Below are 15,451 nucleotides of genomic sequence, written 5' to 3'. Positions count from 1 at the left end.
CTAACTTATTGTATCCTTTCACCATGTGAAAAGGGTACATTCCCTCTCAAAGCCATTTTTGGCACCTCAAAACACTCTTATTAAAGGCATTAACATGACAAATGTTAGCATTATCGTATTAGATTTTGGTTCTCAGTACACACAACTTATAGCTCGTCGTCTTCGTGAAGATAAAATTTATTGTGAAATTCTCCCTTACCATACACCAGTAGAAGATATTAAAGCAAAGAACCCAAAAGGTGTTATCCTTAGCGGTGGCCCATCATCTGTTTATAACAAAGACGCTTATGTGGTTGACCAAGGTGTCTACGCTATGGGTATCCCAATTTTAGGTATTTGTTACGGTATGCAAAGAATTGCTGTTGATTTTGGCGGTAGCGTTATCCGCTCTAGCCACCATGAATACGGCAAAGCTGAACTTACTATTAATAATATTGACGAAAAATGTTCCCCTCTTCTGGCTGATTGTGATGATGGTCGCGTAGTTTGGATGAGTCATAGTGACAAAGTTGATGTGCTTCCAGAGGGTTTTGCTCCTATAGCGACATCTGCTAATTCACCTTATGCAGCAATTGCAAATGAAGAAAAGCGTGTTTACGCTATGCAGTATCACCCTGAAGTTCAGCACTCTGAAGAGGGTTACCTAATGCTTCGTAACTTCGCAAGAAATATTTGTGGAGTAACTGAAAAATGGAAGATGGAGCACTTCTTAAAAGAGCAAATAAAAATTATCCGTGAAAAAGTTGGAACTGGAAAAGTTCTTTGTGGATTAAGCGGTGGTGTTGACAGCTCCGTTGTTGCTGCTATGCTGTATGAAGCGATTGGTGACCAGCTAATTCCGGTATTTGTAGATAATGGTCTTTTAAGAAAAGGTGAAAGAGAACAAGTAGAAGAGGTTTTTAAAATCAATCTAAAAACTCCTCTGATTACTGTTGATGCTGTCGATAACTTTCTTGGCAAACTAGCAGGTATTAGCGATCCGGAAGAAAAGAGAAAAATAATTGGCCATACTTTCATAGAAGAGTTTGAAAAAGAGGCTAAAAAACACGATGGTATAAAGTTTTTAGCTCAAGGGACACTTTATCCGGATGTTATTGAGTCAATAAGTGTAAATGGTCCATCTGAAGTTATTAAGTCTCACCATAATGTCGGCGGTTTACCAGATTGGATGGATTTTGAGCTAATAGAACCTCTTCGTGAACTATTTAAAGATGAAGTTCGTAAAATTGGACTAGAGCTTGGTCTTCCAGAAGGTATGATTAACCGTCATCCATTCCCTGGACCAGGTTTAGCTATTAGAATCATGGGTGATGTAAATGTTCCTGATTTAACTATTTTGCGTGAAGCTGATGTTATTTTACTAGACGAATTAAAAGCTAGTGGATACTACGCTAAAACATGGCAAGCATTTGCAGTTTTATTAAATGTAAAATCTGTTGGTGTAATGGGAGATAACCGTACTTATGACAATACTATTTGTGTTAGAGTAGTAGAAGCTGTTGATGGAATGACAGCAACATTTGCTCATCTTCCACATGATTTACTAGAGAGAATATCAAGAAGAATTATCAATGAAGTAGATGGTATAAACAGGGTAGTTTACGACATTAGTAGTAAGCCACCAGCAACTATTGAGTGGGAGTAGAGATTTAATCTCTATTTTCATGTCAAGACAAATTTATCTCTTCTCAACTTCCTCTCATCCCAAAGCTACATGTATCAATTCTTTAAATATTAGATATTTAAATCCATCTATAGATTTTACAAAATACGACTACCTAATAATAACCTCAAAACAAGCAATAAAAGCTCTGGAACAATATGATAAAAAAGATTTTATTCATCTCCGAGCACTTTGCGTATCTGCTAAAACAGCAATGGAATATAAAAGTATTGGCGGCAGTATTGTAACTGCAAAAGAGGGGTACGGAGATGGGTTGCTTGAAAAAATAGAAGAGTTTTCAAAAGAGACTAAATGGCTATATTTAAGAGCACAAACAGTAGCTTCAAATTTTGCACAAGTAGCTAAAAAAAACGACTATAAAATAGATGAAAAGATACTCTATGTAAGCGAGTGCTCAGAAGAAATACTAAATCTACATGTACAAAAGAGTGCCACTCTAATTTTCACATCTCCATCATCAGTGGAGTGTTTTTTGAAAACTCATACAATAACTTCGGATTTAAAGGTTATAGTTATTGGTAAAACTACGGCAAAGTCAATACCAAAAAATATCGAGTATCAAATATCAGAAGAAACATCTATTGAAAGTTGTATAGAGTTAGCTTTAGAGGTGTAACATATTTTAACAAACTTTAAGAAACTTTTATAATTTATTCTAATATAATGGCTCAAAATTATAGTCCAATACAAAATTAAAGGTTGTTAAATGTTTTTCTCATCAAGTAAAAAACATAATGAAGAGATAAAAGCTTTAGAAGAAGAGATCCTATCTATGAAAAAAGAGTTAGAGTTTTATAAAGAAACTTTTGGATTTTCACAAGAGGAGATGATTGTATCAGTCTCATCAAGCGGGGAGATTACTAATAAAAATAGTTTAGCCAAAGAGATGATAAAAGATGAAAATGCACTCTTGACGGAGCTTAAAAGAGGAAACAAGAACATTAATGTAAGTAATTGCAGTGGGAATGTTAAATCTCTTCCTCTATCAAACGGAGGGACACTTTACAGCATCGTTAAAACTGATATTAAAAGTGCAAAGGACAGTACGATAATGTCTAAACGCCAAAAATCAATCAATTACGCCCTGCAAGATTCTCAAAAAACATATTCAGGTATGCTAAGTGAACTAGAGCAGATGAAAGAAGAGTCATCAGTAATTGCACTAGAGTCAAAAGATGGTCTAAATCTTATAATGGAGTCTGTTGGCAATATGGACTTTTTATCAGAAAATATGGAGGCTACCAGAGGAAATACAGAATCTTTGAGTACAAGATCTAATGAAATCTCTAACGTTGTAAATCTTATAGAAGATATAGCAGATCAAACAAATTTGTTAGCCTTAAATGCGGCAATAGAAGCAGCAAGAGCAGGGGAACATGGGCGTGGATTTGCTGTTGTAGCAGATGAAGTACGCAAGCTTGCAGAAAAAACACAAATTGCTACAAAAGATATATCGATTGTTGTTCGTGCTATGCAGCAGGAGAGCTCTTCTGCTCAGGAGAGTGTTGAAGCGACAAGCGATATTTTACAAAAAACAAAAGAAAAAATAGAGCTACTAAAAAATAAGATAATCTCTTTTGAGCGAAACTCATCAAGAAGTGTCTATGAAATTGACCATATAAGTAATAAAATATTTGTTTCATTGGCCAAAATAGACCATGTTATTTATAAAAACAATGTATTTGCACTTATCTTCGGAGAAGAAAATAGTTTTAATAAAGTTGATCATAATAACTGCAGACTAGGCAAATGGTATCGTGAAGGTTCTGGTAAAAAAGAGTTTGAAGATACAAGTGCTTACTCAAAACTGGAGATTCCGCACTCAATAGTCCATAGTGTTGCAAACAGAGTGGCTGAGGAGTGTTCCGGCACTCAAGAAGTGTGTTCTAATGGAAAAATAGAGAATATGGTTCAAGAGATAGAGGATGCCTCTTTGGATGTTTTTAAATATCTTGATGAGATGGTTGAACAAAAAGCAAACAAACAAATGAAATCTGCCGTCGTTGATTTATTTGAAAAAGGAAGAAAATGATTAATATTGTAGTAATAGATGACGAAATAGAAATTTTGTCAATGATAGATAAATACTTATCAAGAGATAAAAACAATAGCGTTAAAACTTATAATAACCCGTTAAATGCGTTGGACAGCATAAGCAACTCCACGGATGTTATTTTACTTGACATAATGATGCCACAAATAAATGGACTTGAGCTTTTACCAAAGATAAAAGAGAAATGCCCAGATATTAAAGTTATTATGATGACTGCATATTCTACTTTGGATAAGGTTTTAGAGGCGCACAGACAAGGAGCTGAGCACTACTTAATGAAACCATTTAGCTCTCTTGATGCTATAAGTAAAAAAATTGATGAGGTACTTGCAAAATAATATGAGTGAATTTAGAAGATATGGCATACTTTTTATATTCTCAATACTCTTTTATGTTCCAACCTCGCTTTTTATCAATCATGTATACAGCATAAGTCTTGAAAAGTATATTGAACACGAAAGAGTCTCAAAAAAAAATATATTTGATCTTTTAAATGTTAAACATCCTGAAAATTACAAGGGCATGGAGAACCTTTTAATAGAGATGCAAGAGATATTAAAAGATAAATATATGTTAGTATATTTTGAAAAAAACTCCCCAAATATTTTTGACTCAGATATTCTTGGCGTGCTTAACGATAAAATAGACAAAAAACAGCAAATAGAAATCTCAAACAAAATTAAAGACAAAGATATTTTTGTAGATAAAGTGAACATAGACAAACTATGGTACTTTTTGACATTTATAAAAATGAATAATACTCAAAGATATATAGTTTCATTGTCAATCTCCAATGAGGTAGTTGATTTGGAAAAAAATAAACAAATTTCACATATTATGCTTCTTGTTGTACTGTTAACAATGTTGATTTTACTCAATGTAGCGCTAAAACATACACAAAAAATCAAAAAATTAAATAAGACATTAAGTGAAAATTTGGAGCGATTGCAAACAGTTTTAGATGCTGTTCCTTTACCTATATTTGTAAAAAACAAACAAAATGTATATATTGAGTGCAACAATGCCTATGCGGGACTTACTAATGCAGATAAAAATGAAATAGTCAACAAGAAAACAGATGATATCTTACCGGAGTATTTAGCAAATGTTCACGCAAAAAAAGATTTGGAGCTTTTAAGCTGTGACAATATTCATTATAAAGAGATATATAATTCAAGAGGTAACAAAACGGTTATATATGAATTTTTTAAAACAGTTATAAAAAAAGATGGAAAATATAATGGCTACATTTGTGCCATGGTTAATGTAACAAGGCACGAAGAGCAAGAGGCATACCTGGAGCGAAGAGTTGGCGAACTCGTCCCTCTTCTCAACAATGAGGTTATAAAAAATATGACTTTGGCAAAAGAGCATGAAGAAGCAAGAATGAGAGATGTTAAGTTCAGTGTTATTGGGCAGCTCTCAGCGGGAATAACACATGAGATAAATACCCCTTTAACTTATATTAAGGGCAATGTTGAGATGATGAAAATGGATTTAGAAGATCTCGAAGATTCAACCGCAAAGAAAAACCTTTTGGAAGATTTTGTACATGTAAGCAGCGGAGTAGCAAAAATTGCAACAATAATTGAATCCATGAGAGAAATGTCTCAACATACAAAGGAGAGTTCTGAGGTTGTAAATATTTATAATACGATTGCGGTATCTTTGGTAATGGCCTATAATCGCTCAAAATATATAAGTAAAATATATTTAAATAAAAAAGAGTTTAATCTTAGTTTTAATATGAAAGAGTTTGTGTTTTTATCCAATGTCCAAGAGCAGAGAATAGAGCAGGTTTGGGTTGTTATGGTAAATAATGCGCTTGATGAACTGCAGAAAAAAGAGTCTTACGATGATAGAGAGCTCTTTATAGATTGTAAAGAAGAAGATGAAAATATTATTGTAACTTTTAAAGATAACGCTGGTGGCATTGATGCAGAAATTTTAAATAATATTTTTGAGCCGTTTGTCTCAAGCAAACCTCAAGGTGGAATGGGAATAGGTTTAAGCATAGCCAAGAAAATTGTGCTTGACCAAAAAGGAGATATAGATGCTTACAATGATAAAGATGGAGCAATATTCAAAATAACTCTTCCAAAAGCCTAATTCATAAAAAAATCAAGTAATTTTTAGTATAATCCATTTATAGTCTGGGTAGTTCGACATATCGTAATAATGAGGGTTCTACATATTCAAACCGCGAACAGGTAGTTTTTCTTATGTGTCGGTGCTATCGTTTGAGATACGTTAACTCTGTCGAGATAATGCCGCCTTTAAAGAGTTCTCTCTTCGCCCAAATTCGGCTTTTAGAACCAAGCCAAATGCGAGACGGCTACTCGGGCTTATTTTCCAAAGTATTTGTTTAGTTTATTTTTTATAATTTAAATAAATATTTTTTTAATCACTATGGAGTATAGAAATGAAGATTTTAATATTAGGCAATGGTGGTAGAGAATACTCTATAGCCCGTGCAATTAGAAATGAAGCTGAAGCTCATGAGATATTTTTTCAACCTGGAAATGGCGCAACGAGCAGCTTGGGGACAAACTTAGATATTAAAGATTACAATGAACTTGCTATATTTGCAAAAGAGAATGGTATTGATTTAACAATAGTTGGCCCTGAAGCTCCCCTTGTTGATGGCGTTGTTGATATTTTTAAAGCAAATGGACTTGTTATCTTTGGACCAAGCAAAGAGGCCGCTCAGCTAGAGGGTTCAAAAGTTTATATGAAAAACTTTTTGGCGAAGTACAATATCCCCACTGCCCGTTATATTGAAACTGCTTCTATTGAGGATGCTTTTAAATTTACCGAGACTCTGACTGCTCCAATTGTTGTAAAAGCTGACGGACTATGTGGAGGTAAAGGTGTAATCATCGCACAAAGTCATGATGAAGCAAAAATAGCAATTTCCGAGATGTTAAGCGGAAAAAGTTTTGGTGATGCCGGACTCAAAGTTATTGTTGAAGAATTTTTGGATGGCTATGAGCTTTCGATGTTTGCAGTTTGTGATGGAGATGATTATATTCTGCTTCCAGCAGCACAAGACCATAAAAGACTTTTAGATAATGACGAAGGACCAAACACGGGAGGAATGGGTGCATATGCCCCAACACCTTTAGTGGATGAAGAGCTATACCAAAAAGTAAGAGATAGAGTAATCCGTCCAACGCTTGATGGGATGAAAAAAGAGGGTGCACCTTTTGAAGGTGTACTTTTTATCGGAATAATGGTTGTAAACGGAGAGCCCATTACACTGGAATTTAACGTTCGCTTTGGTGACCCAGAGTGTGAGATACTTATGCCCCTTATGACATCAAGCGTGAGCGACATGTTCTATAAAGCTGCAACAAAAAGACTTGGCGAGATAAAAGTAGAGTTCTCAAAGCAGTATGCTGTTGGCGTAGTAATGGCAAGCGGAAATTATCCATATAAAAGCTCACTTCCAGCAGAGATAATTGTAGACAATGCTCACCATGAAGAGATTGAAAAATATACTCATATCTCATATGCCGGTGTAAGCATGATTGACGGGAAGCTTTATGCAGACGGAGGAAGAGTTCTGGTCTGTGTAGGGGTCGGGGATAGTATTAGAGAGGCAAGAGACAGGGCATACCTAAGATGTGGTCAAGTCCATTTTGCAGGTAAAAAACTAAGAACAGACATAGCTTACCAAGCTCTTTAGGAAGTATAAAAAGTGAATAACGACATTCAGGATATACTTCACCGAGAAGATATAACTCTTGCAACATTTAAAAAAAGAGCATTGGCTTTTTTTATAGACGAGATGCTGCTCTCTTTTTTACTTATTATAGCTCTGGGCGACTCTTTTTTTGAAGCTAAAACAATGGAAGAGATGATAATAGTGACAAATACTTTTGTTTTGGAATATATGGCCATGAAAGTTTTTTATCAGGCTTTTTTTGTGACACAGTATGGGGCAACTTTAGGTAAGATTGCTATGAAAATAAGAGTAATAGAAATAAAAACACTTCAAGCTCCAAATGTAATAAGCGCTCTTAACCGTGCTATAGTTAGGGTGATTAGCGAAATGTTTTTTTATCTGGGATTTGTTTGGGGGATGATGGACCCTTCCCGTCAAACTTGGCATGATAAAACTGCTAAGACTTTGGTTGTAAATGCTTAAAATCCTCATTTTATTTATACTTTTTATCCCTTACCTAAACGGTGATGATAAAGTTGAAGTATATGCTACTAAAATGGACACCAAGGATAATGTTGTAAAGGCTTACGGAGAGGTTATAGTAATTTATAAAGAGTCTCATTTAACTGCTCAAAGAGCCGTCTATGACAGAAATAGCGGTGAGTTGGAGTTATTTGGAAATATTCGTGCAACACAAGGAAGTGACATAAAGTTGCTAGGAGATTATGCAAAGTTAAATATAGCAAACAAAGAGAGAACTTTTAAGCCGTTTTATATGTCAGAACAAACATCAAATGTCTGGATTAGCGGAGCTAAGAGTTATGCAAAAGATGATGAAATAGAGATTACCTCCGGTGTGACGAGTGGCTGCGACCCAGACAATCCACTCTGGAAAATGGAGTTTACATCATCTGAATACAATACAAACACAATGTGGCTAAGTCTCTATAATGCGAGACTATATATCTATGATATTCCGGTTTTTTACACCCCATACTTTGGATATTCACTAGATACAACCAGAAGAACAGGAGTTTTACCTCCAATGTTCGGATATTCAAATAATGAAGGGTTCTACTATGAGCAGGCACTTTTTATTGCCGAGCAAAATTGGTGGGATTTAGAGTTGAAACCTCAGATTAGAAATCAGCGTGGCTCAGGCATATACTCTACATTCAGGTTTGTTGACAGTAGAGTCTCTAAAGGAAGTTTGGTAGTCGGTTATTTTAAAGAGAAAGGTGATTATTTTCTTGAAAATGATTTGGCAAATGAGACTCATTATGGGTTTAATTTTAATTATGTCAACACTGATGTTATAAATCAGTGGTTCTCGGCTAATTTAAAAGGTCAGTCTGGAATACATGTCGATATAAATGATATGAACGACGTAGAATATATAAATTTATCTACAAGTGACAGTACATTAACTTCAACTGCAACGCAGGTTATTTCAAGAATCAATATATTTTACAATAATGATACAGACTATTTTGGTGCATATTTCAAGTACTATAAAGATTTAACAAAAGAGAGTAACGAAAAGACTATTCAAAACCTTCCGTCACTGCAGTATCACAGTTATTTAAGCACACTTTTTAAAGATCATCTTTTATATAATCTTGACATTAAAACAAATAACTACTCTAGAGCAGTTGGTAAAAGTGCAACTCAAACAGATATAAATATACCTGTAACATTTCAGACATCACTCTTTGATGAACATGTAAATGTTTCATATAAGTCATATATTTATGCACAATATACTGGATTTAAGGGGAATGAGGAGCTTCCAACTGCTAATGTGTACAATGACGGCTTGTATGCAAGAAATTCACACTCACTCTCTATCTCTTCTCAGCTTGCTCGTGCTTATGATAAATTAACTCATGTAGTGGATTTTGGTTCTCAGTATATTGTCGGTGGGTCTGAGACAAGAGACGGTTACTATAATGAGCAAAAAGATTACTGTTCTCAAAATATTCATAAAAACGAAGATATTTGTGAATTTTATAATATTTCAGACATAGAAGAGAATTTAAATCTCTTTTTCTCGCAGTATCTTTATTCAGATGACGGTCAGCAGATTGTATATCATAGATTATCACAAAATATTTCATATGAGGATGCTAATGGCGGGATTGGAGAGCTTGAAAATGAACTAGATTATAAGATTACTGATAGCATTGATTATTACAACAATATGTTTTATAACTATAACGAGAGAGATATTTCTAAAAACTTTAATAAAATATCTTTTAATGGCAATGGTTTCAATATAGCGCTGTCTCACATGTATAAAAATAGTTTTTTGCCAGGAGCTGATAAGACAAGTTACATGACTTCAAGTTTGAAATATGATTATAATAAGCACTACGCTTATAATTTTAGATATGATTATGACCTAGAAGAAGGTTATAAAAAGAGTATGGAGCTTGGCTTCTTGTATAAGAAAAGATGTTGGGACTTTGGACTTAGATATGTTGAAAACAACAGACCTATACTTGACCAAAACGGAGTGTCAGGGTCAATATATGACAGATATATTTATTTTACTATAGCACTTAAACCAATAATGTCATCAAATAATAAATCATCTGAGTTTGTTTATAGAATACCAGATGATTCAGAAGGGAATTGATTATATGAAAAAATATAAACATATACTTAAAAATCGCGAAGATGCTGCACGTAAACTTATGGACGTTATCCCTATGCAAAAACTTAAGGATGAAAAATGGAAGTTGATTGCTGTTTCAAGGGGTGGTTTGGATCTTGCTCACTACTTAAGAAAAAAATATTCCAACAGCATTGATTTTTTATTTTCAGAAGCAATAATGGCACCAAATAACTATGAGTGTGAAATAGCTAGAGTAAGTGAAAGAGAAGAGATTGTTATAAATGAAAACCTTGTCTCTGCCTTTGGGATTCAGTATGACTACATATATGGTGAAGCTCAAAGAAAGCATGAAGAGAAAATATTGAGTTATGTTTATCAGTACAGAAAAGGCAAGCACTTCTCCTCTGTAAAAAATAAAATAGTTTTATTGGTAGATGAGGGAAGTGAAACTGGGCTTAAATTTATGACAGCATTAAAAACAATTCTTGCACAAAAGCCAAAAGCTGTTTATATTGCAGTTCCAGTTATACCAAGCGATGTTCTGGAACTTCTCGAACCATTCGCAGACGATATATTTTTTCTTCATAGTATAGATGATTATGTAGAAACATCACTATATTATGAAGAATTAGAAAAGATAGATGAAGAAAAAATTGAGAAATTATTAGGAGAAAAGAATGAAATATGATGTTAACGTAGAGCTTTTAAATACAGAGCAAGAGTACAATTTTAGTGATATAGCCAAGCAGGCAAATGGTTCTGCATGGTTGAAGAGTGGTAATAGTGTAATACTTGCTACTGTTGTGATTGATGAGACAGAGATAGTTAAGGATGATTTTTTACCATTAACTGTTCAGTATATTGAAAAAACATATGCTGCCGGCAAAATTCCAGGTGGATTTTTTAAACGTGAGACTAAGCCAAGTGATTTTGAAACACTCACTTCTCGTATAGTTGATCGCTCTCTTCGCCCACTATTTCCAAAAGGCTTCGGACATCCTACGCAGATAACTATCTTAGTGTTCAGTGTTGACAAAGAGTCTGATTTGCAAGCCCTTGCACTTAATGCTGCCTCAGCTGCACTTTATGTAAGTGATATAGATATAAACACTTCAGTATCAGCAGTTCGTGCTGCTAAAATTGATGGAAAAATAGTTCTAAATCCAACTCTTCAACAGCTTAGAAATTCTACACTAGACCTTTACCTATCCGGGACAAAAGATGATATTCTTATGATTGAGATGAGAACAATAGGCTCTGAAAAGTTTGATAACACTTTAATTGTTGACCCGCTTATGGACCCAACAATGAGCGCTCCTATTTTATCAACTCATACTTCAAATGCAATAAGTGAAGATGAACTTATTAAGGTGTTTGAGCAAACACAAAAACTTCTTTTTGAGAATAATGCCAAGTTTGAAAACTCTTTTAGAGCCTTTAAAAAAGAGACTTTAGCTATTGAATATAAAGCACATGTAATAAATGAAGAGATGGTTTCATTTGTAAGAGACAATCACTTGTCAGATATAAAAGACGCGATGAACCAAATGGCAAAATCAGAACGCTCAACTGCTCTGAGACAACTTAGAAAAAGAATAATAAAAAATAATATTGAGTGGGAAGAAGTACAGCTAAAAGATGCAATAGAAAAAGTAAAAAAAGAGCAAGTTAGAGCTCAGATTTTAAACGAGAGAGTTCGTGCAGACGGAAGAGCTTTAACTGAAGTTAGACCTATATCAATTAGCACAAACATACTCCCTTCTGCTCACTCATCATGCCTATTCACACGTGGTCAGACACAAACATTAGTAGTTCTTACAATGGGTGGACCTAAAGATGCACAAATGTTTGAGGCTCTGACAGATGAGGGAACTCAAAATGAAAACTTTATGGTTCACTATAATTTTCCTGGTTTTAGCGTTGGTGAGGCATCTCCTATTATGGGAACAAAAAGAAGAGAACTAGGACATGGAAATTTAGCTAAAAGAGCACTTGAACCTATCGTAAATCTTGATGGACAAACAGTTCGTTTAGTCTCAGAAGTACTCGAGTCAAATGGTTCTTCTTCAATGGCGACAGTTTGTGGTGGTTATCTGGCATTGCGTGCTGCTGATATAGAGACTAGTGAAGTAGTAGCCGGAATTGCTATGGGTATGGTTTCCCAAGGTGACAAATATGCTATTCTCTCAGATATAATGGGTTTAGAAGATCATGATGGTGATATGGACTTTAAAGTTACTGGTTCAAAAGATGGAATCACTGCGATGCAGATGGATATTAAACTCGGCGGAATTAGTTTAGATGTTTTAAAAGAAGCACTTTTTCAAGCGAAAGAGGGAAGAGCTCATATTATAGACATAATGATTGAAGCTGAAGATAAAATCGAGTTTAATGATGGTGTTCTTCCAAGTACGGACTTTTTTCATATAGACCCTAGCTTTATAGGAGAGATTATTGGTCAAGCAGGTAAAACTATTCGTGAAATGATAGAGAAGTTTGAAGTAGCAATTGATATAGATAAAAAAGATGGAAAAGTTAAGATTACAGGAAAAAATAAAATAGGTGTTGCTGGAGCTAGAGATCATATAAATGGGATAGTGAATGCACCTAAGGTTGAGAAAGTCAAATATGAAGTTGGTGAAAAATACGAGGGAATTGTAAAAAAAATAGTTGATTTTGGTGCATTTATAGAGCTCCCAGATGGAACTGACGGACTTTTACATATTTCAAAAGTATCAGATCAAAGAGTAGAAAAAGTATCAGATGTCTTAAGTGAAGGTGAAAAAATCACAGTAGAGATATTGGAATTTAAAGGGAATAAAATTTCTTTAGGCCGTGCGTAACGGCTCTCCACATGCTAGAATCAATTCTACATGTAGAATTGATTTTATAAACTATTTTTCAAATATTAAACTCCCTTTTAGCACTTTTTATGTATAATCGCCAATCAAATTTTAGTAGGGAAATCTTTGCATTTATGTTTGGATTGCTGTATTCATTTAGAATATGGTTACGCTAGCCGAAAATTTTTGTAAAACATATTGGAGAAATACATGAAAAAAGTTCTATTTTTAATGGTAGCATTAGCTACTGCTGCATTCGCTGCTGATGGAGATGTTGCAAATCAAACTCTTAAAGCTTACTCAATGATCGCTGCTGGTCTTGGTCTTGGTCTTGCTGCTCTTGGTGGAGCTATCGGTATGGGTCATACTGCTGCTGCAACAATCGCTGGTACTGCACGTAACCCAGGTTTAGGTGCTAAACTAATGACTACAATGTTCATCGCTCTTGCAATGATTGAAGCACAAGTTATCTATGCACTTGTAATCGCACTTATCGCTTTATATGCGAACCCATATTTAGGTTAATCAACTTAAATATACCTCCGTTGGCTTCGGCCAACACTTTATTTTAATATGCGATTGTGGTGGAACGGTAGACACGCAGGCTTGAGGGGCTTGTGCCGCAAGGTGTGAGGGTTCAAATCCCTCCAATCGCACCACAAACAAATCCATTATCAAATAATAAAACAACCTTCCCTAAAATAATCAATACTATATTTACTATATAAAACATCATATGAAGTTTTTTATGTTAAAATTAACAAAAAAATTAAGTACTATTAAGGCTATAACAATGCATGATGTAAGAGAAAATCAATGAGTATAAAAAATAAAATCCTTCTATTTATAACTTTTATTCTTTCAATATTTTCTTTTGCTCTGTTAACTATTATCGAGGTGCAACAAGAAGAAGATATGAAAATACTTCAAACAGAGTATTTAAAAAATACAAAAAATTTATATGAAAAAATTAATAAAAAATACGAAAATTTTTACTCTGATAAAATTTTATTTAACTCCAACTTTTTTTATGTGAAAGAAGCAATTAAAAGTAGAGATAAACAGCTTTTATATAAACTTTCATCTGACACATTCATAAGACTTCAAAAAGAGAATCCAAATCTAGTTATTATGAATTTTCACCTTCCGGACAATACTTTGTTGTTGAAAATGAATCAACCTCATGAGACATATATGTACAAAAATAGAAGTCTTTTGGAAAAAGTACATAAAAGTAAAGAGGCGGCTGCAGGATTTTACAAAGATGAAGATTATTTGGCATATAGAATTATGCAACCTATATTTTATTCTGAAGAGTATATTGGAGTTTTGGAATTGGGTATTAATATAGATTATGTTTTAAAAGATATGAAACATTATTCAAATATAGAAGGTGTTATGTTTATTGAAAATAAGTTAACATATAAAACTATTGAAAACATTGAAATCCTTGATAATATATTTGAGTTTAGTGATATCATAAAAACAAGAAGCAGTGTCTATTTAAGCTACTTTTTTAGTATAAAAAACAGTGAAAATATATCTGTAGCAAATATTCATTTTTTCAAAAATATAACAAAAGAGGCAAATAAGTTTAAAAAAGATGAACAAATTATATCTACGCTTTTAGCTGGAATGGTTTTTTTAACATTGCTTGTTGTCAGTTTTGGACTTAAAAGAAGCCTGAAAAATTTGCAAGAGAGTTACGATGATTTTAGTGAACATAAAGATATGGTGGATGATAACATAATTATTGTCGAGACCTCGTCAGATGGTACTATTGTAGGAGTTAGTAACAGATTCTGTGAAATAAGTGGATATAAAGAGAAGGAATTGATTAGCAAACCATTTGAGATGATAATGGATTCTGAGATATCAGAACAAACAAACAAGAGTATTAAAGAAAGCTTACAAAAAGATGGAGAGTGGAGCGGTGATTTAAAAAACAGAACTAAAGATGGAAAAATATATTGGCTTAGTAGTAAAATAGAGTCAAAAATAAAAGATAAAAAATTAATATGCTTCAATCATATTATGCATGATGTCACATATAAAAAACTAAATGAAGATCTTCTTCTTGGTGATGAATTAACCAACATGTACAACAGAAGATATTTTAATGATCTTTTTCCAAGAACAGCCAAGGGTATAAAAAGAAATGGTGGTTGTTTTAATCTTATAGTCTTAGATATAGATGATTTTAAAAATTATAACGATATTTATGGGCACGATAATGGTGATAAGGCTATTGTAGATATATCAAATGTTGTAATAAAATCTTTTAGACGTCCTGACGATTTCTGCTTTAGACTTGGCGGAGCAGAATTCGGTATTATATTTAAAACAGCTAATGAGGACGAGGGGTATCTATATACACAAGTTCTAAGAAAAAATATAGAGATGATTCGTATTAAACATGAGGGAAATGTAATATACAAAGTTCTAACTGCATCATTTGGCCTGGTTTCTGTTATGAGTGATAATATAGGCGATGAAAAAGAGATTTATAAATTGGCGTACGAGCATCTTTATAGAGCAAAAGAAGATGGTAGAAATAAAGTTATTCGTAAGCTTGTATAGATAAATT

12 protein-coding genes, 1 tRNA gene and 1 pseudogene are annotated in these 15,451 nt (G+C 33.7%); all 14 read left to right on the top strand.

What is annotated here, in order from left to right:
- Positions 1-94 precede the first annotated feature (94 nt).
- A complete protein-coding gene (guaA, locus tag HUE88_RS10935) occupies positions 95-1,645 on the top strand; it encodes a glutamine-hydrolyzing GMP synthase (RefSeq protein ID WP_194368968.1) in 1,551 nt (516 codons plus the stop codon).
- Positions 1,646-1,664: 19 nt separating this feature from the next.
- Complete coding sequence (locus tag HUE88_RS10930) at positions 1,665-2,300, top strand: uroporphyrinogen-III synthase (protein WP_194368967.1); 636 nt, start codon at positions 1,665-1,667, stop codon at positions 2,298-2,300.
- Between the two features lie 90 nt (positions 2,301-2,390).
- Positions 2,391-3,257, top strand: a pseudogene (locus tag HUE88_RS10925) (methyl-accepting chemotaxis protein); the annotation flags it as partial.
- A gap of 69 nt (positions 3,258-3,326) precedes the next feature.
- Positions 3,327-3,716, top strand: a complete 390-nt coding sequence (locus tag HUE88_RS14175; RefSeq protein ID WP_430733204.1) for a CZB domain-containing protein — start codon at positions 3,327-3,329, stop codon at positions 3,714-3,716.
- A complete protein-coding gene (locus tag HUE88_RS10920) occupies positions 3,713-4,075 on the top strand; it encodes a response regulator (protein WP_194368963.1) in 363 nt (120 codons plus the stop codon). The genes HUE88_RS14175 and HUE88_RS10920 overlap by 4 nt, the downstream gene beginning before the upstream one ends.
- Position 4,076: 1 nt before the next feature.
- Positions 4,077-5,846, top strand: a complete 1,770-nt coding sequence (locus HUE88_RS10915) for a sensor histidine kinase (protein WP_194368961.1) — start codon at positions 4,077-4,079, stop codon at positions 5,844-5,846.
- A 313-nt stretch (positions 5,847-6,159) separates the two neighbouring features.
- A complete protein-coding gene (gene purD, locus HUE88_RS10910; protein WP_194368959.1) occupies positions 6,160-7,425 on the top strand; it encodes a phosphoribosylamine--glycine ligase in 1,266 nt (421 codons plus the stop codon).
- A 12-nt stretch (positions 7,426-7,437) separates the two neighbouring features.
- Positions 7,438-7,887, top strand: a complete 450-nt coding sequence (locus HUE88_RS10905) for an RDD family protein (RefSeq protein ID WP_194368957.1) — start codon at positions 7,438-7,440, stop codon at positions 7,885-7,887.
- A complete protein-coding gene (locus HUE88_RS10900) occupies positions 7,880-10,042 on the top strand; it encodes an LPS-assembly protein LptD (protein ID WP_194368955.1) in 2,163 nt (720 codons plus the stop codon). Before HUE88_RS10905 ends, HUE88_RS10900 begins: the two co-directional genes overlap by 8 nt.
- 4 nt (positions 10,043-10,046) lie before the next feature.
- On the top strand, positions 10,047-10,709 hold the full coding sequence (locus tag HUE88_RS10895; protein WP_194368953.1) for a phosphoribosyltransferase: 663 nt from the start codon (positions 10,047-10,049) through the stop codon (positions 10,707-10,709).
- Positions 10,699-12,864, top strand: a complete 2,166-nt coding sequence (locus HUE88_RS10890; protein ID WP_194368951.1) for a polyribonucleotide nucleotidyltransferase — start codon at positions 10,699-10,701, stop codon at positions 12,862-12,864. The genes HUE88_RS10895 and HUE88_RS10890 overlap by 11 nt, the downstream gene beginning before the upstream one ends.
- A 210-nt stretch (positions 12,865-13,074) precedes the next feature.
- Entirely contained in the window at positions 13,075-13,389 is a 315-nt protein-coding gene (locus HUE88_RS10885; protein WP_194367074.1) for a F0F1 ATP synthase subunit C, read from the top strand.
- Between the two features lie 50 nt (positions 13,390-13,439).
- Positions 13,440-13,523 (top strand) — tRNA-Leu (locus HUE88_RS10880).
- Between the two features lie 157 nt (positions 13,524-13,680).
- Positions 13,681-15,444, top strand: a complete 1,764-nt coding sequence (locus HUE88_RS10875; protein WP_194368948.1) for a sensor domain-containing diguanylate cyclase — start codon at positions 13,681-13,683, stop codon at positions 15,442-15,444.
- Positions 15,445-15,451 lie beyond the last annotated feature (7 nt).

Source organism: Candidatus Sulfurimonas baltica (assembly GCF_015265455.1).
GTDB lineage: Bacteria > Campylobacterota > Campylobacteria > Campylobacterales > Sulfurimonadaceae > Sulfurimonas > Sulfurimonas baltica.
The sequence above is the reverse complement of the archived record's forward strand: the minus strand, read 5'-3'. Positions and strand labels throughout refer to the sequence as shown.

Coding starts and splice junctions, on each gene's coding strand:
- guaA (WP_194368968.1), top strand. CDS start 95: ATGACAAATGTTAGCATTATCGTATTAGATTTTGGTTCTCAGTACACA.
- HUE88_RS10930 (WP_194368967.1), top strand. CDS start 1,665: ATGTCAAGACAAATTTATCTCTTCTCAACTTCCTCTCATCCCAAAGCT.
- HUE88_RS10920 (WP_194368963.1), top strand. CDS start 3,713: ATGATTAATATTGTAGTAATAGATGACGAAATAGAAATTTTGTCAATG.
- HUE88_RS10915 (WP_194368961.1), top strand. CDS start 4,077: ATGAGTGAATTTAGAAGATATGGCATACTTTTTATATTCTCAATACTC.
- purD (WP_194368959.1), top strand. CDS start 6,160: ATGAAGATTTTAATATTAGGCAATGGTGGTAGAGAATACTCTATAGCC.
- HUE88_RS10900 (WP_194368955.1), top strand. CDS start 7,880: ATGCTTAAAATCCTCATTTTATTTATACTTTTTATCCCTTACCTAAAC.
- HUE88_RS10895 (WP_194368953.1), top strand. CDS start 10,047: ATGAAAAAATATAAACATATACTTAAAAATCGCGAAGATGCTGCACGT.
- HUE88_RS10890 (WP_194368951.1), top strand. CDS start 10,699: ATGAAATATGATGTTAACGTAGAGCTTTTAAATACAGAGCAAGAGTAC.
- HUE88_RS10885 (WP_194367074.1), top strand. CDS start 13,075: ATGAAAAAAGTTCTATTTTTAATGGTAGCATTAGCTACTGCTGCATTC.
- HUE88_RS10875 (WP_194368948.1), top strand. CDS start 13,681: ATGAGTATAAAAAATAAAATCCTTCTATTTATAACTTTTATTCTTTCA.